Source organism: Gordonia sp. CPCC 205515 (assembly GCF_048537925.1).
In the GTDB taxonomy this organism is placed as follows: Bacteria; Actinomycetota; Actinomycetes; order Mycobacteriales; family Mycobacteriaceae; genus Gordonia.
On sequence record NZ_JBCLVJ010000014.1, the window covers coordinates 1 to 21228 of the forward strand.

General features: G+C 67.4%; 18 protein-coding genes and 1 pseudogene. 6 read left to right on the top strand and 13 right to left on the bottom strand.

Annotation, left to right across the window (positions count from 1 at the left end):
* Positions 1-94: 94 nt before the first annotated feature.
* From AAFP30_RS20875 to AAFP30_RS20890, 4 genes are all read right to left on the bottom strand, one after another.
* Positions 95-1408, bottom strand: a complete 1314-nt coding sequence (locus tag AAFP30_RS20875; RefSeq protein WP_419231935.1) for a DUF222 domain-containing protein — start codon at positions 1406-1408, stop codon at positions 95-97.
* Positions 1409-1712: 304 nt separating this feature from the next.
* Positions 1713-2732, bottom strand: coding sequence for an aldo/keto reductase (locus AAFP30_RS20880; protein ID WP_419232075.1), 1020 nt, complete (start codon positions 2730-2732; stop codon positions 1713-1715).
* Between the two features lie 79 nt (positions 2733-2811).
* The gene (locus AAFP30_RS20885; protein WP_419231936.1) at positions 2812-4059 is read right to left on the bottom strand and encodes a sensor histidine kinase; all 1248 of its coding nucleotides are present in this window, start codon (positions 4057-4059) and stop codon (positions 2812-2814) included.
* 4 nt (positions 4060-4063) lie between these two features.
* Complete coding sequence (locus AAFP30_RS20890) at positions 4064-4774, bottom strand: response regulator transcription factor (protein WP_419231937.1); 711 nt, start codon at positions 4772-4774, stop codon at positions 4064-4066.
* A 104-nt stretch (positions 4775-4878) separates the two neighbouring features.
* Here AAFP30_RS20890 and AAFP30_RS20895 point away from each other — a divergent pair, with 104 nt between their 5' ends.
* Genes AAFP30_RS20895 through AAFP30_RS20910 form a run of 4 tightly spaced genes read left to right on the top strand, consistent with a single transcriptional unit; the run spans position 4879 to position 8777 of the window.
* Positions 4879-5934 carry an AAA family ATPase gene (locus AAFP30_RS20895; RefSeq protein ID WP_419231938.1) on the top strand — a complete coding sequence of 352 codons (1056 nt, stop codon included), beginning with the start codon at positions 4879-4881 and terminating at the stop codon, positions 5932-5934.
* Positions 5931-6866, top strand: a complete 936-nt coding sequence (locus AAFP30_RS20900; RefSeq protein ID WP_419231939.1) for a DUF58 domain-containing protein — start codon at positions 5931-5933, stop codon at positions 6864-6866. Before AAFP30_RS20895 ends, AAFP30_RS20900 begins: the two co-directional genes overlap by 4 nt.
* Complete coding sequence (locus AAFP30_RS20905) at positions 6863-7807, top strand: VWA domain-containing protein (protein ID WP_419231940.1); 945 nt, start codon at positions 6863-6865, stop codon at positions 7805-7807. Before AAFP30_RS20900 ends, AAFP30_RS20905 begins: the two co-directional genes overlap by 4 nt.
* Positions 7808-7823: 16 nt before the next feature.
* Complete coding sequence (locus tag AAFP30_RS20910; protein ID WP_419231941.1) at positions 7824-8777, top strand: S1C family serine protease; 954 nt, start codon at positions 7824-7826, stop codon at positions 8775-8777.
* Between the two features lie 18 nt (positions 8778-8795).
* Here AAFP30_RS20910 and AAFP30_RS20915 read toward each other — a convergent pair whose 3' ends face one another.
* The 5 genes and pseudogenes from AAFP30_RS20915 to AAFP30_RS20935 form a co-directional block, all read right to left on the bottom strand.
* Positions 8796-9563, bottom strand: a complete 768-nt coding sequence (locus AAFP30_RS20915; protein ID WP_419231942.1) for an NRDE family protein — start codon at positions 9561-9563, stop codon at positions 8796-8798.
* A 16-nt stretch (positions 9564-9579) separates the two neighbouring features.
* Complete coding sequence (locus AAFP30_RS20920) at positions 9580-11511, bottom strand: putative nucleotidyltransferase substrate binding domain-containing protein (RefSeq protein ID WP_419232076.1); 1932 nt, start codon at positions 11509-11511, stop codon at positions 9580-9582.
* Positions 11497-13785, bottom strand: a pseudogene (locus AAFP30_RS20925) (polyribonucleotide nucleotidyltransferase); the annotation flags it as partial. The pseudogene AAFP30_RS20925 and the gene AAFP30_RS20920, both read right to left, overlap by 15 nt.
* A gap of 442 nt (positions 13786-14227) precedes the next feature.
* On the bottom strand, positions 14228-14497 hold the full coding sequence (gene rpsO, locus AAFP30_RS20930) for a 30S ribosomal protein S15 (RefSeq protein ID WP_419231943.1): 270 nt from the start codon (positions 14495-14497) through the stop codon (positions 14228-14230).
* Between the two features lie 118 nt (positions 14498-14615).
* Positions 14616-15584, bottom strand: a complete 969-nt coding sequence (locus AAFP30_RS20935) for a bifunctional riboflavin kinase/FAD synthetase (protein ID WP_419231944.1) — start codon at positions 15582-15584, stop codon at positions 14616-14618.
* Positions 15585-15759: 175 nt separating this feature from the next.
* Here AAFP30_RS20935 and AAFP30_RS20940 point away from each other — a divergent pair, with 175 nt between their 5' ends.
* Positions 15760-16503: a metal-dependent transcriptional regulator gene (locus AAFP30_RS20940; protein WP_419231945.1), complete on the top strand. Its 744-nt coding sequence runs from the start codon at positions 15760-15762 to the stop codon at positions 16501-16503.
* Positions 16504-16549: 46 nt separating this feature from the next.
* Here AAFP30_RS20940 and AAFP30_RS20945 read toward each other — a convergent pair whose 3' ends face one another.
* Positions 16550-17047, bottom strand: a complete 498-nt coding sequence (locus AAFP30_RS20945) for a flavin reductase family protein (RefSeq protein WP_419231947.1) — start codon at positions 17045-17047, stop codon at positions 16550-16552.
* Positions 17048-17365: 318 nt separating this feature from the next.
* On the opposite strand from AAFP30_RS20945, the gene AAFP30_RS20950 reads away from it, so the two are divergent.
* Positions 17366-18625, top strand: coding sequence for a styrene monooxygenase/indole monooxygenase family protein (locus tag AAFP30_RS20950; protein ID WP_419231948.1), 1260 nt, complete (start codon positions 17366-17368; stop codon positions 18623-18625).
* Here AAFP30_RS20950 and AAFP30_RS20955 read toward each other — a convergent pair.
* The 3 genes from AAFP30_RS20955 to AAFP30_RS20965 form a co-directional block, all read right to left on the bottom strand.
* A complete protein-coding gene (locus AAFP30_RS20955; protein WP_419231949.1) occupies positions 18615-19595 on the bottom strand; it encodes a helix-turn-helix domain-containing protein in 981 nt (326 codons plus the stop codon). The two genes, AAFP30_RS20950 and AAFP30_RS20955, sit on opposite strands and share 11 nt — an antisense overlap.
* Positions 19596-19718: 123 nt before the next feature.
* The gene (locus tag AAFP30_RS20960; protein ID WP_419231950.1) at positions 19719-20888 is read right to left on the bottom strand and encodes an NAD(P)/FAD-dependent oxidoreductase; all 1170 of its coding nucleotides are present in this window, start codon (positions 20886-20888) and stop codon (positions 19719-19721) included.
* Positions 20885-21202 carry a 2Fe-2S iron-sulfur cluster-binding protein gene (locus AAFP30_RS20965; protein ID WP_419231951.1) on the bottom strand — a complete coding sequence of 106 codons (318 nt, stop codon included), beginning with the start codon at positions 21200-21202 and terminating at the stop codon, positions 20885-20887. The genes AAFP30_RS20960 and AAFP30_RS20965 overlap by 4 nt, the downstream gene beginning before the upstream one ends.
* Positions 21203-21228 lie beyond the last annotated feature (26 nt).

Genomic DNA, 21228 nt, shown 5'->3' on the forward strand with positions numbered 1-21228 from the left:
GAGCCCGCATCAGATGTCGTGGGGTGTCGGCCGCTTGCCCTGGCTGATCACCCGGTACAGGTGTATCACCGACCCCCGACAAGTTCGGTGGACCTCAGGCGGCGATCGGGTCGTCGAGGGTCAGGGTGCGGCGGTTGTAGGCGGGTAGCGGTCGTCGTTGCGGGTCAATGACCGCTGGTGGAATCAACCAGGGGTGCCGGTCGGCGCCCAGGATGATGTCCCAGTCGGTGGCGTGGATGAAGGCGTGGCACGACGGACACAGCAGACACCCGTTGTCCAGATCGGTCGGCCCGTCCTGGCTCCACCACTGCACATGGTGCACGTGGGTGCGGCCCGCCGATGCCCCGCACTTGACGCAGCACTGGTCGCGGATGATGATCGCGCGCCGCAGATGCGGCGGGAACCGGCGTCGGGTGGTGCCCATCTGCAGCGGCACGGTCTGTCCGTCGACGACGACCTCGGCGATCTCGGCGTCACACAGCAGCAGCTTCGTGACCGTCGGGGTGATCGTCCCCAGCCACAACAACCTGGCCTTCTCCGGGGTGGTGGCCGGCAACACCAGGTCGACATGCACCTTCGGTGGGGTGGCCAGACTGGTGTCGGCGACCGCGGCGGCATCGAGGATCGCTTCGAGTGCATCGGCGTTGCGAGCACCAGTGGTGCGGGCATCGGCGGATCCGTCGGGTTCGGGGCGTGGGGTGTTCAGCGATTCGATCGCCGCGGTCAGTTTCTCCCCGATCACCGTGTCCAGATCACCCTTCACCGTGAGCCGGCCGTCGGTGGTGGGGCCGATGGTGAACTCGTTGATCGTGCGGTCCTCCCCGGCGGGCAGTCCACCGGTCTCGGCGGCGTAATCGTTGCCCAGTTCTCGGGCTTTCTTCCCGATGTCGACCGGGCTGGCACCTGACATCGCCTGCGCGATCAACGTGCGTTCCACTTCGGCTTTCTCCTGCGTACACAATCCGTCGGGTGCCCGACGCTCGACGTGGGTGATTCCGGAGAGGATGGCATCGGCATGTTCACCGGAGATCGCGCCGTCAGCGGTGTAGCCGGGTAGTCGCGACACCTGCGACTGCGCGGCACCGATGCGCAGCCAGCGGTAGGCGACCGCGGGTGCGACGCCCTTCGTCATCAACAGTGCGGCGGTCTTGCCCGTGCGGTCACGGGCCACCCCCAACCGATCCAGCGTTGCGGCACCGGCCGCGGCGTGGTGATCGATCATCGCGCGCAACTCGATCAACACCGTCATCGCCGCCAGGGCTTGCGGACCGGTCTGCCCGCTGCCGCCGGGAGGGAGGTCCCACAGCATCGCGCGGATCGCGGTCAACGTGGCGAGGTAGCCCGCACCGTCGATCGGTTCAGGATGCTCGGCGACCGGGTCCGGGCACGGAGCAGTAGCGGTTGTCATGACGAACACCTTCCACATCACAGGGTGAAACGGGAGGCAGGCAATTCTCGTCATCATAGGGTCGGCGACGGTCTCGGAAACCGTTGCCGGTGTGCAGCTTTCATCAGTGTGACCTGCTAGAGCCACTATAGCCGGGGGTACCGACAAGATTGGGTGACGATGGTTTGGGCGTCCTTTGAGTGTGCGCGGTGGTCTCGATGCGCTCGGCTCCTTCGTCGCCGGGCTTACTCGACCAACTGAAGAATGACTCGACCAAGGGAGAAGGACACCAACGGAGAAGGACTCAACCAACGAATAAGCGCGCCTACCGCCTCCGCCGCGCGGCAGCGGTGAGTTCGTGTGCCCCGTAACTGTTGTCGTCGGGATTCATCGTGACACCGGGGGCGACGAGTTCGTCGATCCGGTCGAGGACCGCGTCGTCGAGTCGGACGTCGAGCGCGGGCAGGTAGGACTCCAACTGCTCCATCGTGCGGGGACCGACGATCGCCGAGGTGACCGCGGGGTGGCGGATGACGAAGGCGATGGCGAGCTCGATCATGGTCAATCCAGCGGACTCGGCAACCGCGACAATCTCTTCCACCACGTCGAGCTTGCGTTGGTTGGCCGGGCGCGACATGTCGAAGCGGGCGCCGGGACGCATCCGGGATGTCGGTGCAGCGTCGGCGTCCTTGCGGAACCGCCCGGAGAGCCACCCGCCCGATAGTGGGCTGTAGGTCAGGATGCCCATCCCGTGTCGCTGGGCGGTCGGCAGTACGTCCTCTTCGATGCCGCGCACCAGGATCGAGTATGGCGGTTGTTCGGTGACGAATCGTTGTAGATTCCGTTCGCGCGCAACCCATTGCGCCTCGACGATCTGGCTGCCGGAGTATGACGACGAGCCGATCATCCGGACCTTGCCCTGGTGCACGAGATCACTCAGCGCCCCGAGTGTCTCCTCCACGTCGGTTCCGGGGTCCGGGCGATGCACCTGGTAGAGGTCGATGTAGTCGGTGTTCAACCGCCGCAACGAGTTCTCCACCTCGCGCATGATCCACTTGCGGGAACCTCCGAGGGCGTTGGGATCGTCGGCCATCGGCATGAAGAACTTGGTTGCGAGGACGACGTCATCGCGACGACCCTTGAGTGCCTTGCCGACGATCTCCTCGGACGCCCCCGCCGAGTAGACGTCGGCGGTGTCGATGAAGTTGATGCCGGCGTCCAGTGCGCGGTGGATGATCCGCACCGAGTCGTCGACGTCGTCGTTGCCCCACGGTCCGAACATCATGGCGCCCAAACACAGTGGACTCACCCGAACTCCGGTCCGACCCAGATTGCGATACTCCATGGATTCGCTCATGCAGCCCACCGTAATGACCACACCGCGTACGAGGGAGGGCCTGGCATTACCCCCGGGGAGACTCACCCTAGAACTGCATCGGATTCCCCTCCGGCGGACGGCCACTCCGATCGGGCCGAGCAGCGGCGGCACGGTCGGGCAACCAGATCACGAACGTCGATCCGACGCCGAGCCGGCTGTGGACCTCCAACCGGCCCTCGTGGCTCTCGACGATCTGCCGTGCGATGGTGAGGCCCAGGCCGGACCCGCGTCGTCCCTCCACGGTGTCACCGTTGTCGGCGCGCCGGAACCGTTCGAAGATGCGCTGCTGGTCGGCATCGGCGATGCCCGGTCCCTGATCGGCCACCGCGATCCACGCCCAGCCGTCGACGCTGCCGCCGCCGAGGGTGATCGTCGAATCGTCGGGCGCGAGCCGCAGCGCGTTGCCGAGCAGGTTGGAGACGGCGCGGCTCAACGATTCCGGGTCCGCGAACACCACCGGCCCGTCGGCTGCGCGGGTCTCGATGTGTTTGCCGCGGTCGTCGGCCAGCAGTGCGTGCTCGGCGGCGAGGTCAGCGACGAACCGACCGACCGGCACGGGTTCGTCGGCGAACGAGCCGGATCGTCGCCGGGCGGTGGCCAGCAGGTCGTCGAGGAGTCGGCTCATTCGGGCGGTCTGCCGGGACACGATCGCGATGGCGTCGCTGCGTTCGGCGGGCGTGGCGCGGTCGTCGGCGAGCACCGCCTCCACATTGGCCTGGATCACCGCGACCGGATTGCGCAGCTCATGCGACACGTCGGCGACCAGGGCCCGTTCGGCACGGAAGGCGATGTCGATGCGGTCGAGCATGTCGTCAAGGGTGTCGGCCAGCACGCGCAACTCATCGTGCGGACCGCTGGCGTGGATGCGTTCGGACAGGTCACTTGCACGAAGTCGCTGCGCCGTCGCGGTCATCTCGCCGATGGGCCGCAGCATCCGTCCGGCGACCAGCCACCCGACCAGGATGCTGATCAGCGAGATCACCGCCAGCGCGATCAGCGAATAGTTCCGCAGGGTCTCGAGCGTGGATTGGTTGACGGCCTGCTCCACGCTCGCGAGATCGGCCGCCTGAAAGGACTCCCCCGGCTTGTAGACCAGCGAGCCGTCGGACTTCCGCATGAATCGCTTGACGGTGACCGGATCCAATTGGCGCGCATCGATCGTCGCAGCCAGCGCAACATACACGCCGAGCAGGATCAGTCCGCTGATGAGGAAGAGCCAGATCGAGGTGGTCAGCGCGAGCCGCATCCGTACGGTGCGCACGACGCCGGGTAACGGAAGGCTCGGAAACCACACCGGCTCAACCCGTTTCCGCAGACTCGGCCGGCACCCGCAGCCGGTAGCCGCGACCGATCAGGGTCTGCAGCATCGGCGACTCGTCGTCGATGGTCAGCTTGCGCCGCAGATTACCGACAGTGACCCGCACGGTCTGGGTGAACGGGTCGGCGTTCTCGTCCCACACATGCTCGAGTAGTTCTTCGGCGGACACCACATGGTCGGGTCGGGACATCAGAAACCGCAGCACCGCAAACTCTTTCAGCGTCAGATCCAGTTCGCGCCGTCCCCGGAACGCGGTCTGCCGCGCGGTATCCAGCGTGACCTGGCCGACCCGGAGCACCGACGTCTCGCCGGACACCTCGCGGCGCAGCACGGCGCGCAGCCGCGCCCGCAACTCGGCGATGGCGAAGGGTTTGACGATGTAATCGTCGGCACCGGCATCCAATCCGCGCACCCGGTCGGGCAGCGTGCCCAGCGCGGTGAGGATCACGATACGCATGTCGGGTCCCGACCGGCACGGCAACGATTGCCCACGAATCCGGGACGCCAACTCCAGGCCGTCGCCGTCGGGCAGGGTCAGGTCCACCAACGCGACGTCGTAGTCGTTGAGCGCCAAGTGTTCACACGCGTCGGCGTAGGTGGTCGCCGCGTCCACCGCGTAACCCTCACGCTGCAACGCGATGCGGAGGGCGCTGACCAGTCCCTCTTCGTCTTCGATGATGAGCACACGCATATACCCCGATCGTACCGGCGTGGCATCGACGCGGCCACGGCGCTTTCGCTGGTCTTTCGGCGACGATTCTGCTGGTTTTCGGCCTCGCCTGCTTCGGTGGACTCATGACCTCCCCCCACTCGGACGACCAACCCGACCTGCCCACGTCGATCGAGCAGGAGCACAGCCACACAACGGATCTCACGACCACCGCACGAATCCAGACCGCCCTGTTCGAGATGAAAAGGGTCGTCGTCGGCCAGGACGCCATGCTCGAACGGCTGCTGGTGGGACTGCTCGCCAACGGGCATGTCCTCCTCGAGGGGGTGCCCGGCATCGCCAAGACCCTGGCGGTGCGGACCGCGGCCGACGTCGTCGGCGGCACGTTCCGCCGGCTGCAATTCACCCCCGACCTGCTACCCGCCGACATCGTCGGCACCCGTGTGTGGCGGCCGTCGACGGAGTCCTTCGAGGTGGAACTCGGACCGGTGTTCGGCAACCTCATCCTCGCCGACGAGATCAACCGCGCACCCGCCAAGGTGCAGTCGGCGCTGCTCGAGGCGATGGCCGAACGGCAGGTCAGCATCGGTGGGCAGACGTTTCCCCTGCCCGAGCCGTTCCTGGTGCTGGCCACCCAGAACCCGATCGAGACGGACGGCGTGTACCACCTGCCCGAGGCCCAACGCGACCGCTTCCTCCTCAAGGTCGACCTCGGGCATCCCACCGAACTCGACGAGATGGAGATCCTCTCCCGCATGAGTGGTCGACCGCCTCGGGCGCGGCAGATCCTGTCGCTCGCCGACGTCACCGACCTCCAGCGCGCCACCGAGGACGTCTTCGTCCATCACACCCTCGCCCACTACATCGTCCGGCTGGTGATGGCCACCCGCGACCCGGAGGCCTACGGCGTGGCATTCCTCGCTCCGCTACTAGAGTACGGGGTCAGCCCCCGCGGATCACTCGGCCTGCTCGCCGCAGCCCGCGCACTCGCCCTCATCCGCGGCCGTGACTACGTGCTGCCCGACGACGTCCGGGACATCGCCGCCGACGTGCTGGCCCATCGTCTCGTCCTCACCTTCGACGCGGTCGCCGACGGTGTCCCGGCCCGCTGGATCATCGACCAGCTCGTCACCCACATCCCGGCCCCGCAACTCGCCGACGACGCCGAGTTGGCGTCGTGACCCACCCGCAGCAGCCCGGCTCGCTCCGCGGCCTCGACCTCACGTTGCGCCGCCGCCTCGACGCGCTGCTGCCCGGCGACCATGAGGGCATGCGGCTCGGCACCGGCTTCGACCGCGAGGAGGTGGTGCGCTATCAGCCGGGCGAGGACGTGCGTCGCGTGGACTGGAACATCACCGCCCGCACCGGTGAGCTGCATGTGTGGCGACCGCGCATCGACAACCAACTCGACTGCCGCATCCTCCTCGACCTGTCGCCCAGCATGGCGTTCGGCACCGCGAACCAGGAGAAGCGAGACCTCGCCGTCGCGGTAGTCGGGGCGGTGGCCCATCTCATCGACGCCCCCGGCAACCGCCTGGGCGTGACGACGGTGGGCGCCACCGGGATCACGTGGTCGGCCGCGGACAGTCCCCGGCTCGCGGCCGCCCGCCTGATCCGCTCGATCGGCGACGATGACCAGCGGTCCGGTTTCGCACCCGCGTTGTCGGCGACGTTGCGCGCCTTCGCGCGTCGACATCGTCGTCCCGGGTTACGCGTCGTCATCACCGACTTCCTCGAGCCCGCCGATGGTCTCGCCGCACCCTTCGCATGGCAGTCGCCATTGCGGCAGCTCGCCGCCCGCCACGATGTCATCGCCGTCGAGGTCACCGATCCGCGGGAGAGTGCGCTGCCCGACGTCGGTCTGGTCACCCTCGTCGACCCGGAATCCGGTCGGCAGCGGTCGATCTGGACGGCAGATCCGGCGATCCGAGACCGGTTCGCCGCCACCGCCGTCGCACATCGCGACGACGTCCGGCGCGCAATCGCCGCATCGGGCGCCGCGCACCTGGCCGTCGACACCGACCGCGACTGGCTGCGCGACCTCGCCGTTTTCCTCCAGATCCGACGACGCACCGCCCGATCCGCCGTCGATACAAGGACACATCCACGATGACCTTTCTGTTCCCCTGGGGACTGCTCGTCCTCATCCCGGTCGCCGCGCTCGCCATCGCCTACCTGGTGATGCTGCGACGACGCGACCGTTACGCCGTCCGCTTCGCCGCATTGCCGTTGCTGGACAAAGCAATCCCGGAGCGCCCGCGGTGGCGCCGACATCTGCCGGCCGGACTGCTGCTGGCCGCGCTCGGACTCACCGCAGTCGCGGTCGCGCGACCCGAGATGCCGGTGCGCGTCCCCTACGAGCGAGCGACCATCCTGGTCGCCATCGACACCTCGGATTCCATGCGCGCCACCGACGTCGATCCGGATCGGCTCACCGCCGCCCTCGACGCCGCCGGCGACTTCATCGGGCAACTACCCGACACGTTCAACGTCGGGGTGGTCACCTTCTCCGGGTCGGCCACCGTCATCCATCCCGCCGACGGCGATCACGACGCCGCGCGCCGCAGCCTGCGGATGGTGACCACCCAGTCCCGCACGGCCATCGGGGACGGGGTCCTCGCCTCGCTGGAGCAGATCCGCGCCGCCGTGGGGCCCGGCCAGCAGGAACTGCCCGCGCACATCGTGTTGCTCTCCGACGGCAGCAACACCAGCGGCACCGCGATTCCCGCTGCGGCCGAACAGGCCTCCGATGCGGGTGTCCCGGTGTCCACGATCGCCTACGGCAGCGAGTGGGGCACGCTGCTCTCCGGCGGCTACGCCATCCCGGTGCCGGTGGATCACGAAGCGCTGGCGGAACTCTCGGACACGACCGGCGGCACCGCCTACGAAGCGGAGAACCGCGACGAGCTACGCAACGTCTACCGCGACATCGGGTCGTCGATCGGCTGGCGCACCGAACAGCGCGAGGTGACGCCGTGGGTGGCGGGTATCGCGTTGCTGTTCGGTCTCGTTGCAGCCGCGTTCTCGCTGCGCTGGTTCTCCCGACTTCTGTAGAGAAAGGTTGATCGTCATGGCAACTGGACCATCCGGCCTCGGCCGGCCCGCCGGGCCTGCCTTTGTGGTCGCTCCACCGACTCCCCCATCCACCACCGCGCCGCCCAGGACATCGATCCCGACCCGTATCGGCGGACCCACTGTGCCGCCACCGTCGCCCACCACTCTGCCGACGCCACCGACCAGCACCAACGAAAACCAAGCACCGCAACCGAAACCACGATCAGCCACCCGCCGCGCCCCACTGATGTTCGTGGCCAGCCTGGTGTTCGGCGGAATCGCCGGCGCGACGGCCGGTCTGGTCGCCACCGGTGTAGCGCTGGAATCGGCGGCGCCGCAACCACCGTCGTCGATCAGCACCGGCCAGGGAGTACTCGACGGACGACGCGCGGCGGCCGCACTCATGCCCAGTGTCGTGCAGGTGCGGGCGGGCGCAGCGCGGGGTTCCGGCTTCGCCTTCGACGAGGCCGGCCATGTGCTCACCAACGCGCACGTGGTCGGCGGGTCCGCCGCGGTTGAGGTGCAGCTGGCCAATGGCGAGCAACGCACCGCGCGGGTCGTCGGCCGCGACCCGGCGGTCGATCTCGCGGTGATCCGACTCGACGGCACGGGTCCGCCGTCGGGTCAGATCGGTGACAGCTCAGCACTTCTGGTCGGTCAGCCGGTGATCGCCGTGGGCTCACCGCTGGGTCTGTCGAGCACGGTCACCGCCGGGATCGTCAGTGCCGTCGATCGGATGGCCAGCCTCGGCGGTCCCGCGGGTCCGACCCAGCAGGTCGTGCAGACCGACGCGTCGATCAACCCCGGCAACTCGGGCGGTCCGCTCGCCGACCTCGACGGCCGCGTCATCGGCGTCAACACCGCGATCGCCACCGTCGGTGGACCCGAATCCGGCAACATCGGAATCGGTTTCGCGATCCCCATCGACCGGGCGATGATCGTCGCCAGGCGCATCATCGCCGGTGGCTGACCCTCAGAAGCACACCGCTCAGAACCGCACCGTCGTGGTCCCCCGCTGTCGCCCGCGATAGGTGAAACGACGTTCGGTGATGTCGCCGTGGCCATTACGACCAACCCGTAGCACCGTCGACGCCCGGGTGCCATAACCACGCATCCGCACGAACACCGGCGACAGATCCTGCTCGCGCTGCGCCGGAACCCCGGTGTCGGGCAACCGGTCGATCGCCGGTCGGGTGTCGTTGGCGAGCAACTCCAGATAGGGTTCCACCGTTCCGTCGGGCCGGTCGGCGCCGACCACCGCGGCCAGCGCGTCGCGTCCGTCGGTGACCTTGGGCCAGTTGCTGTCCAGTGCCCCGTTGGACAGACCGTGCACACCCGGCGCCACCCGCTGCGCCTGCGGCTCCGGAAAGTTGGTGGCCCACCACAGTTCTCCGTCGTCGGCGACCAGTAGGTTGACCGGAGCATAGTCGTCGGCGTGACGAGGCAACGTCTGAGCAAAAGCCTCCGGCGAGGCGTCACCCGTCAGGAACTCGACCGGCAGCTCACCCCGCGACCGGGGACCCGGCCCGGCGGGTGATCCATTGCGCACGTTGGTGACCATCGCGATCCGGGAGGTCCGCTCGGCATGCAAGCCCAGCCAGGTGCCACCGGCCTCGCCGTCGCGGCCACCGATGATCGGCGCCTCCGGCCACCGCCCGAGCGCGTGCGTCCGGCGACGGTAGAACTCGTCACGGTTGGCGGCGACAATGATCGCGAAGTCTGGATGCGTGTCCACCGCAAAAAGAATGAGACACATCGTGTTTCGACCTGTCCTACTCGGCGATCGACATGTAGTGACTCATGTTGGTCATCCGTCGCTGCACCCCGGTGATCTCGCGTACCGCTTGGGCCACCAGACTCCGATCCAGCGGCGAGAGCCGCTTCATGTTCAGCACATCGCTCACCTGCTCACCCCGATCGAATTGCGCCACTTGATAGGTCAGCCGCACGCGCTGCAGCACGTCGAACACCTCGACGAGGGTCTGCGCAGAGTCGGCGGGCATCATCGGGCTGCCCGCGGCCGCCATCAGGCGCCCACGGGTGCCGAGTTCACCGGACCCCACCGAGAGCGCGGCCCACCGCGCGATGTTCACCAATGGGGTGAGTGCATGATGTTTGATGTCGAAGGTGCCGCCGCGGCGGGTGAGGACGTCGCGCACCGAACGCAGTCGCGCCTTGTGCGACAACGACTCCTGCAACAACAGCCCCAAAGTGCCCGGATGCGAGCGCAGGTCGGCGAACACCTCGCCGACCGCCGAGAGCCCTTGGTCACCCCAGATCGGCCGGCCGTCGAGCAGCAACGACGTGAAGATCATGCCCTTGTTCTCCAGCGGCGCACCCAACCACAGCCGAGCCGCCGCCCGCCACTGCGCGTGGGTGCGGGCGAACAACGGCATCGAGGCGATCGCACCGTTGGTGTCGATGGCCATGCCCGCCCGCCGCAGGACCTCGTCGACCTCGGCGAACGCCTGCCGATAGCCGACGATTTGCTCGTCGGTCACCGAATCATCAAACGACACGGCCGAATCCACGTCGGAGGCCAGCACCGGTTCACGACGGGCGTTGCTGCCCAACGACAGCCAGGTCAGCGCGGCCGGGTCGAGCTCGGGATGACTCCGCAGCGTGAGTTCGATGGCGCGTCTCACGATGGCGTCGTTGACCAGGGAGGCCAGCGCGGTCACCTCGTAGACGGGTTGTCCGCGCCGCAGCAGGTCGGCCACCAGGTACGGCACTCGGCCGCCGCTGGCAACGAGGTCGTCGATGGTGGCGGCGCGCGACACTTGACGGCGCAGCGACATCGACGGACCGGCCGGTGCGGCAATGAAATCCGCCGGCCCCACGACCCCACAGACAACACCGCTGGGATCGAGGACCGGTACGGCGGCGAGATCGTGATCGAGGATCTCGGTCAGCGCATCGGCCGCGGCGGTGTCGCGGTACACAACGCGGGCCGGGGCGTCGACGACGTCGGAGAGCACGGTGTCGGTCGATAGTCCGGCGGCGACGACGCGGGCGCGGATGTCGGCGTCGGTGACGACCCGGTAACCGTCGTCGCGGACGAAGATGACGTACTCCTGATGGCGGTCGGTCATCAGGCGGGCGGCGTCGGCGACAGTCATGTCGGCCCTACCGATCACCGGTGCGCTCACGATGAGCGCATCGACGGTCCCCTGCGTGTGGGTCTGCGCATCGCGGCGGCGCGCCACCGTGAGCTTGTCGGCGACGAATTGCGCGCCCCGGACACCGGAGAACAGCGATCGTGCTGCATCCCCGGGGATCAGGCAGATGGTGACCGGCCCGGCAGCCACCGCGCGCGGCCCGACCAGAGTCTTCGTCAACAACGACGAGTAGCCGAAAACCCCTCCCGGACCCAGGGTCTCGTCGGCCTCGCCCTGGTCGGCGCCGATGTTGAACAGCTCCACCTGCCCGGAGATGACCGCGTAGATCGCATCGGCCGGAGTGGAGTAGCCGTCGAAAATAGTTGCCCCGGACTCGAACTGGTGATTCTCTGCGCGCTCGAGCAGACCGGCGAGTTGCTCGTCGGTGAGCGCGTCGAACGGCGGATGACCACGCAGCAGCGTCGTCGCGGTCGCTGGGCTCACGACTCCTCCGTCCGTGGGTAGAAGTGAAGCCCCGTCGGGAGAAGCCGCGGGGGGGGGACCACGCGGGTGTGGGTCCGGCCACCCCCAGGCGTCGGCTCCCACGGTTTCGGCGGGCGCGTCGGCCGCAGCCTCCTCGTCGACGGGGACGAGGCTGATCTTGCCGCGGTCGTCGATGTCGGCGATCTCCACGCGGAGCTTGGAGCCGACGCTCACGACGTCCTCGACCTTGTTGATGCGCTTGCCCTTACCGAGCTTCGAGATGTGCACGAGGCCATCGCGACCGGGGAGCAGCGAGACGAACGCACCGAACGCGGTGGTCTTGACGACGGTGCCGAGGAACCGCTCGCCGACCTTGGGCAGCTGCGGGTTGGCGATCGCGTTGACGCGGTCGATGGCCGCCTGCGCGGACGGGCCGTCGGCGGCGCCGACGAACACGGTGCCGTCATCTTCGATCGAGATGTTGGCGCCGGTGTCCTCGGTGATGCCGTTGATCGTCTTGCCCTTGGGCCCGATGAGCTCACCGATCTTGTCCATCGGGATCTTGATGGTGGTGATGCGCGGCGCGTACGGGCTCATCTCGTCCGGCTCGTCGATGGCCTCGGCCATCACGTCGAGGATGGTCAGCCGCGCGTCCTTGGCCTGGCTCAACGCACCGGCGAGCACCTGGCTCGGGATGCCGTCGAGCTTGGTGTCGAGCTGCAGCGCGGTGACGAAGTCCTTGGTGCCGGCGACCTTGAAGTCCATGTCGCCGAAGGCATCTTCGGCGCCGAGGATGTCGGTCAGTGCGACGTAGCGGGTCTCACCGTCGATGGTGTCGGACACCAGGCCCATTGCGATACCCGCGACCGGGGCCTTGAGCGGCACACCGGCGTTGAGCAGCGACATGGTCGACGCACACACCGAACCCATCGAGGTGGAACCGTTGGAGCCCAACGCTTCCGAGACCTGACGGATGGCGTACGGGAACTCCTCGACGCTCGGCAGCACCGGCACCAGGGCGCGCTCGGCGAGCGCTCCGTGGCCGATCTCGCGACGCTTGGGCGAACCCACGCGACCGGTCTCACCGGTCGAATACGGCGGGAAGTTGTAGTGATGCATGTACCGCTTGGACTTCTCCGGTCCGAGCGAGTCGATCTGCTGGGCCATCTTGACCATGTCGAGGGTGGTGACACCCAGGATCTGGGTCTCGCCACGCTCGAACAGCGCCGAGCCATGGGCGCGCGGGATCACCGCGACCTCGGCCGAGAGCGACCGGATGTCGGTGATGCCACGGCCGTCGATGCGGAAGTGGTCGGTCAGGATCCGCTGGCGGACCAGCTTCTTGGTCAGCGAGCGGTACGCACCGCCGATCTCCTTCTCGCGGCCCTCGAACTGTCCACCGAGCTGGGCGAGGATGTCGGCCTTGAGCTCGTCGGTCCGCTCGTCGCGCTCCTGCTTGCCGGCGATGGTGAGGATCTCGCTGAGGCGATCGGTCGCAGCGGCGGCAACGGCGTCGTAGACGTCGCTCTCGTACGGCGGGAACAGCGGGAACTGCCCGGTCTCCTTCGCCGCGGCCTCGGCGAGCGACTTCTGCGCCTCGCAGAGACGAGCGATGAACGGCTTGGCGGCCTCGAGGCCCTCGGCGACGATCGCCTCGGTCGGTGCCTGCGCGCCGCCGGCGAGGATCTCCAGGATGTTGTCGGTGGCCTCGGCCTCGACCATCATGATCGCGACGTCGGCGGTATCGCCCTGACCGGAGACGATGCGGCCGGCGACAACCATGTTGAACACGGCGCCTTCGAGCTGCTCGACGGTCGGGAACGCGACCCACTGGCCGGCCTTGTTCTCCTCGGTCGGGATGAGCGCGACGCGCACGCCGCCGACGGGGCCGGAGAACGGCAGGCCGGCGAGCTGGGTGGAGGCCGATGCCGCGTTGATGGCGACGACGTCGTAGAGATCCTTGGGATCGAGCGACATCACGGTGACGACGACCTGGATCTCGTTGCGCAGGCCGTCGACGAAGGTCGGGCGCAGCGGACGGTCGATGAGGCGGCAGGTGAGGATCGCGTCGGTCGAGGGGCGGCCCTCGCGGCGGAAGAACGAGCCGGGGATGCGGCCGGCGGCGTACATGCGCTCTTCGACGTCGACGGTCAGCGGGAAGAAGTCGAAGTGCTCCTTGGGCTGCTTGGATGCCGTGGTGGTCGACAGGAGCATGGACTCCTCGTCGAGGTACGCGACGACCGAGCCGGCGGCCTGCAGGGCGAGACGTCCGGTCTCGAAGCGGATGGTGCGGGTGCCGAAGCTCCCGTTGTCGATGATCGCGGTCGCCTCGGTGATGGCGTCATCTTCGTCGTAGTCGGCAGAATCGATGTTCTGCTCGGTGGTCACATCTGTCATGTGAGTGGTGAAATCCCTTCGTGTCGCATCGTCGACGTCGACGATGCGGTGGTGGAGCGGGTCGGCCCTGATCGGCACGCGGCGCGCTGCGGTCACATCGGTGACGCAACACAACTGCGGCGACGACTGCTGGTGCAGATGGCCGACCCAGACAGGAGCCGTAAAGAATTGCCGGTCGTGCGGGCGCGCAAGCCTGTGGCGCGCCGATGTTGTGCTGCAGACGGCCTTCGATCGAAGCGGCCGGAATGTGGGTGGATGCACCCCTGGTCCGGCGGCCACTACCGAGGACCGATCTGCTCGTTCTCACACGTCCAGCAGGACTATCACGGCAACGGTCGTTGTCCAGCTTATCATTGCGGCCCGACCTGCATAAACAACGACCTACATATACGACAAGGCCGCCCTCGCGTGATGCGGGGACGGCCGAGAAGTCGGTAGTCGATCAGCGACGCAGACCGAGGCGCTCGATGAGCGAACGGTAGCGGTTGATGTCGACCTTGGCGACGTACTTGAGCAGACGACGACGACGGCCGACCAGCAGCAGCAGACCACGACGGCTGTGGTGATCGTGCTTGTGGGTCTTGAGGTGCTCGGTGAGGTCGGTGATGCGCTTGGTCAGCATCGCGACCTGCGCCTCGGGCGAACCGGTGTCGGTCTCGTGCAGCCCGTACTCGCTGAGGATTTCCTTCTTCTGGGTGGCAGTCAATGCCATGGAGATACTCCCGTTATTTCAGTTCCGCGTACACAGCTCCGGGCGCGCCACCGCGGACTGCAGCAACGCCGAGGAGCCAATTTACCAGCAGCAGCGGTTGGACCCAAATCGTCGCAGGTCACGCCTCGTCGGCGGCGAGCAACGCTCGGGTCTTGTCGACGTCGTCGCCGATCGCGGTGATCAGGTCGTCGATGTCGGCGAAGTCGACCATGCCGCGGATGCGGGCGACGAAATCGACCGCCACGTGCTGGCCGTAGAGGTCGGCGCTGGTGTCGAGGACGAAGGCCTCGACGGTGCGGGTCCGTCCGGAGAAAGTCGGATTGGTGCCGACCGACACCGCAGCCTGATACCGCTCCCCCGGCACCACCTGCCCGACCACCGGACCGGCGCCGAGCACGGTGAACCAGGCCGCGTAGACCCCGTCCGCGGGGATCGCGGCGTACATGGGTGGGGCGACGTTGGCGGTCGGATACCCGAGTTCGCGGCCACGACCGTCACCGCGGACGACGACGCCCTCCACGCGATGCGGCCGGCCGAGCGCCTCGGTGGCCCGTTCGACGTCGCCGGCGGCCACACACGACCGGATATAGGTCGACGAGAACGTCACCGCGTGCTCGCCGAACAGAGAGATGGCCTGCACTTCGAAGCCGAACTTCTTACCGAGTTCGGTCAGTTTCGGCACGTCACCGGCCGCCTTCTTGCCGAAGGTGAAGTTGGCGCCGACGACCACGTCGGCCGCGTGCAGCGTCTCGACCAGGATGTCGTGGGCGAAGTCCTTGGGTGAGCGTGCTGCCAGTTCTGGGGTGAACGGCATCACGCAAAAAACGTCGATGCCGAGTTCCTCGGCGAGTTCGGCCCGCCGGGTCAGCGTCGTCAGTTGCGGCGGATGCGATCCGGGCCGTACCACTTCGGACGGATGGGGATCGAAGGTCATCAGCACCGACGGCACGCCGCGCGCCTTCGCCGCCGTCGTCGCGGCATTGATCAGCTGTGCATGTCCCCGATGCACGCCGTCGAAAACGCCAATGGTGACCACACATCTGCCCCAGTCCGCGGGGATGTCCTCGAGACCTCGCCAACGCAACACGGGCCTTAGCCTACGACCCACCAGCCCCACTGACCACCTCCGCCTGCCTTGTTGAACGTCGTGTTTCGTTCGCCCTCAAGCCTCGTGAACAACCGGTGACGGACGCGCACCGCGCCCACACCGACCACGCATGCAGGTGGAGAGAGATTCCCCGCTTATGGCTTAAGCTCAATTCATGCCCCAAACGCGCTCGGTCGCTGCTGCCAAGTCGGCGGCCGCCAACCCCGGATCGAGTGCCGACCGTCCGGTGACCGCGCTGTCGTCGGTCACCCAGGACTATCTGAAGGTGATCTGGACCAGCCAGGAATGGGCCGACGTCAAGGTCACCACCAAGATGCTTGCCGAGAAACTCGGTGTATCGGCGTCGACGGCGTCGGAGGCCATCAAGAAGCTCGCCGACCAAGGCCTTGTCTCGCACGAACGCTACGGCGCGGTCACCCTCACCGACGAGGGCCGCACCGCGGCGATCCTGATGGTCCGACGACATCGGCTCCTGGAGACCTTCCTCGTTCGCGAACTCGGCTACGGGTGGGATGAAGTGCACGACGAGGCGGAGATCCTCGAGCACGCGGTCTCCGACCGGCTGATGTCGCGACTGGACGCCAAGCTCGGCTACCCCGACCGCGACCCGCACGGCGACCCGATCCCGGCGCTCGACGGCTCGGTCCCCAGCCCCGAGGTCACTCCGCTCGCCGACCTGGAGATCGCCCAAAGCGGTCGTGTCGCAAGGATTTCCGACACCGATCCGGAAATGCTGCGATACTTCGACGAGGTGGGCGTCGCGCTCGACTGCGAGATCACCGTCGTCGAGAAGCGTCCGTTCGCCGGGACCATCTCCATCTCGGTCGACGGCAACACCAACCTCGATCTCGGCGACGTGGCCGCCCGCGCGATCTTCCTGAGCCCCTCCGCTCGTTGAGCCGCGACACGCTCGCGCAGCGAGCCTGACGCGAGTCGAAACGCGCTCACACGCCGACATCGGGAATCGTGACGAACCCACCGTCGACGAACCCGAGGCAGTCACCACGTCGGTGAGCGAAGTTCTCCACTTTGCCGACGAACAGCGTGTGGTCGCCGCCGTCGTATTGCGCCCACGGCATGCACTCGAACCACGATGCCGCGTCGGTGAGCCGCGGCGCGTGGACGCCCTCGACCCACCGCGGATCGTCGTTCGGGCGGCCGGCGAAATGCAGTGCGGTGTCGCGCTGCTCGGCCCCGAGGACGTTGACGGTGAACGGCCGGTCCAACAGGAGGGCGTGGGCGCGCACCGACTGCTGAATGGACACCAGCACCAGCGGCGGGTCCATCGACACCGACGTGAAGGAGTTGACCGTCAGGCCATGGCGTTTCACCCCGCCGTCGACGAGTCCGTCGAAGGTCACGACGGCCACACCGGTGGCGAAGCGACCCAGGCTGCTCCGGAAGATCTGGGCCGCGGTGGGCTGATCGGCGGTCACGGTCATCGCGTCTCCTCGAGTGCTCGTTCCGCCCAACGGTTTTGGCGGAGCGTGTGTAGCGGCGACGTTAGATGCACCGACGCGGGCCGACAACGGGTTCGATGACCCGGACCACTGCCGTGCGCGGATTGCACAGACTCGTGCGGCCAGGAACCAGAGGTCGGGCACCCGTCACCAGCGCGAGTTGACACTGGGCGCGCAGATCCTGTCTGTGAGTGCACTCATAGACAAACCCCTCCCGTGACGGTCCTCACGGGTTCACGATGTTGCCTACCGACGAGGACGTCGCAGCGCCACCCGGCGCGCGTTTCACGAGGAGTCAACATGCCAGACATCGGGATCATCGGGGCCGGCACCGCCGGCCTGCACCTCGCGCTGTTGCTGCAGCAGGCGGGCGTATCGACCCGGATCTACACCAACCAGACCGCCGACGAGGTGGCCTCGGGTCGTCCGCAGAACAGCGTGTCGCATCACGCCCCGACGATCGCCCGTGAAGAGGCGATGGGCGTGAACTTCTGGCCGGCCGAGGAATACGGCTATCAGGTGCACTTCCACCACCTCAACGTGCCGGACGGTCCGCCGGTGTTCCGCGGAGATTTCCTGCGCCCGTCGCGTGTGCTCGACTACCGCATCTATCTGCCGCGGCTGATGGCCGAATACGAGAACCGGGGCGGCACCATCGAACAGCGCAACGTCGAGCCGGGTGACTTCGAGAAACTGGGCGCGGCACACGATCTCGTCGTCGTGGCCGCCGGAAAGCGGTCGTTCGGCGAGTACTTCGGCGAGCGACCGGACGTGTCGCCATACGCAAAACCGCAGCGCCACTTGGCCGTCGGCTTCTGGGACGGTGTCGAGCAGACCGATCCGCGGGCGGTCACGATGAGCATCTCGCCGGGCCACGGTGAACTCCTCGACCTGCCGATCACCACATTCGGTGGCTGGGCCAGCGCCCTGCTGTGCGAGAACGTGCCCGGCGGCGACCTGGAAATCCTCATGACGCAGAAGCAATCCGACGATCCCGACGCCTACCGACAGCTACTGCTCGACAAGCTCAAGATCCATCACCCGACCGTGTACGAGCGCATCGACCAGTCCCGCTTCCAGCTGATGCAACCCGGCGACATCCTGCAGGGCGCGGTACGACCCGTGGTCCGCGACGACTATCGCCTCCTCGACGACGGCACCGTGGTCCTCTCGCTCGGCGACGCCCACGCCACCGTCGATCCGGTGACCGGGCAGGGCGCCAACTCCGCGTCGTTCGAAGCGCAGGTGGCCGCGGACGCGATCATCGAGGACGGCATCGTCGACGAGCGATTCGCGCAGAAGGTGGCCTTGCGGCGTCGGGAACGGGTGGATGGCCTGAGTACCTGGGTGAACACCATGATCGAGACCCCCACCCCGCCGCACCTGCAGAAACTGCTCGGCGCGATGTCGCAGATGCGTACACTGTGCGACGAGTTCACCGAGAACTTCAGTCACCCACATCGCAACGGCGACATGGTCGCCACCCCGGCACGCGTCGACGAGGCCATCGCCCGGCACGCCGCACTCGGCGCACGTCCGCCCGAACTCGTTACTTCCTGAGCGCCGCCCGCCGAAAAGCGCTGGGCGACATGCCAACGTGGCCGCGGAACGTCCGCGAGAAGTGCGAGGCATCCGGATAACCCCACTGCGACGCGATCTCGGCGATCGCCCGGTGCGCATGCATCGGGTCGCCGAGTTCGCGTCGTATGGCGTCGAGTCGCTGGTCGCGGATCCATGCCGACACCGTGGTCCCCTGCTGCCGGAACAGCTCATGCAGATGCCGCGTCGAGATGTAGGCGGATTTCGCCACCGCATCCGGGTTCAGTTCGCTGTCACCGAGATTGGCGAGGATATAGTCCTTGATCCGCAGCATCAGCGCCAGGTGTCCGGGGTCGGATTCGGTGGCCCGGCTCAGGGCGGCGGTACTCAACAGCGCCGAGATCAGGTCGACGGTGGTGTGCACCACGCGGGTGGCCGCCGGTCCTTCGAGCGAGGCGAAGTCGCTGGAGATCTCGGTCAGCAGCGGCGTAACCAGACGTGTCAGGCTCTCCTCCCTACCGAGCGTGATGGCGGTGATTGCCCGCACGTGATCGGGGCTGGGCTCCACCAGATCTCGCGGGAACATGATGATCACCGCATCCATGTCACCGACGAACCGGAGACTGTAGGGCCGTGCGGTGTCGTAGACGGTGATGCTGCCGGGCAGCATGACCGCGGTGCGGCCGTCCTGGGTCAGCACGCCCGTGCCGTTGATCATCAGGGTGATCTTGTAGAACAGCCGCTCGGAGACGTCGATGAGCGACCGCGTCCGATGAACCTCGTGCGGTGTGACCTTGAGTCGCGAGAAGAACACGTCGTCGACGACGCGCCCGCGGATGGTGCCGGCGAAATGGTCGTCGGACAGATCGTCGACCATGAGCGGCACGAAGGATCTCGAAACCACTCGCTGCCAGGCCACCACGGACTCCGTCGCGAAGGCGACCGGCGGCTGCACGACCGGCGTCGTCGACCGCAGCAGAGCCTGGGACACGACGCCTCCTTCGTGGGTCTCGTCGTCGAGAACCTCGTTGAATTTAGCGCCCCGCTGTCGCGGTGGCGAGGGCCGCAAGACTCCCCTTCAGGGTGAATCCGGGTGCCCGCGCGTCCTCCGGCGTCACCGACGGCGGTGCGCCAGAAGCTTACGGGCGGCGAGATGGTCCGCGGGCGCACCGACGCTCTCGACGCTGACCAATCGCCCGTTCGCGAAGCCCAGCGCACTGAACTTTCCGGCCGACCGGTCACCGACGACCACGGTCTCGGTGACGGTGTCGGTGAAGCCGGCGATCTGCAGTTTCCGACCATGCTGGATCGTCCAGAACCATGGCACCGCCGTATACGGCGTCGGGTCACCGGCGATCGTGGCCGCGACGCAACGGGCCTGGTCGGTGGCATTCTGCACTGCCTCGAGCCGCATCCGGCGGCCGGCATGCGTATTCGGGTAGGCCGCGCAGTCCCCGATCGCGTAGACGTGCGGATCGTCGGTGCGCAGATACTCGTCGACGACGATGCCGTTGTCGGTCGCCAGACCGGATGCCTCGGCGGACTCGGTGTTCGGCCGCACACCGATACCGACCACCACGAGGTCGGCGGCGTGTCGTCGGCCGCGGTCGTCCACCACCGCGGTGACCTGTCCGTCGGTTCCCTCGAATTCGATTGGTGCCGTGCCGAACTCCAGGCGGACGCCCGCAGTGGTATGTGCTTCGGCGAACACTGCCGACATCTCCGGCGTCAGCACCCGCGCCATCGGGCGGTCGCCGACATCGAGCACCGTGACATCGATCCCGCGTCCGGCTGCGGCGGAGGCGAACTCGAGTCCGATGAAACCGGCGCCGATCACCACCACCCGTGTCGCGTGGTCGATCGCTGTCCGGAGCTGCTCCGCGTCGTCGAGGGTATGCAGGTGGTGGATGCCGCGGAGTTCGCCTCCCGGACTGGGTAAGTGCCGCGCCCTGGCACCGGTGGCGAGGACCAGGTCGTCGTAAGGCACCCGGGAGCCGTCGCGCAGGTGCACCACCTGTTCTACGCGGTCGATCCGATGCATCTGGGACCCGAACCGTAGGGTGATGTCGTTGTCAGCATAGGAGGTGTCCGGCCGCAGCGGCAGCGGCTCGGCGGTAGCGCTCTGCCGCACATAGTCTTTCGACAACGGCGGCCGCTGATACGGCTGGTGGGCGGCACCATCGATGATGGTGATCGGGTCGCCAAAGCCTGCCCGCCGCAGCGCATCGGCGGTCTCGACGCCGGCATGGCCCGCGCCGACGATGACCACTCCGGGCGTGTTCACACCTGCACCTGCGGGACCCGTACGGTGAGGTCGGCGAAATGCTCACCGCACACCAACTGGCAGCCGAGCCGGGATTGGTCGGTCCGCTCGTCGGCTGCGCAGTCGAGCATCTCGTCCTCGTCTTCCGAGAGTTCCGGTAGCCCTTGCTGATCGGGCACGTAGACGTGGCAGGTGGCGCACATCGCCTGGCCTCCGCATTCGCCGACGATGCCTGCGACGCCGTTGGTCAGCGCCGCCCGCATCACCGAGATACCTTCGGCGGCCTGGATCTCGTCGGTGGAGCCGTCGGCGTGCTGATAGGTGATGAGTGCCATTGTTCTTCTCCTTGAATTGGTTTCGG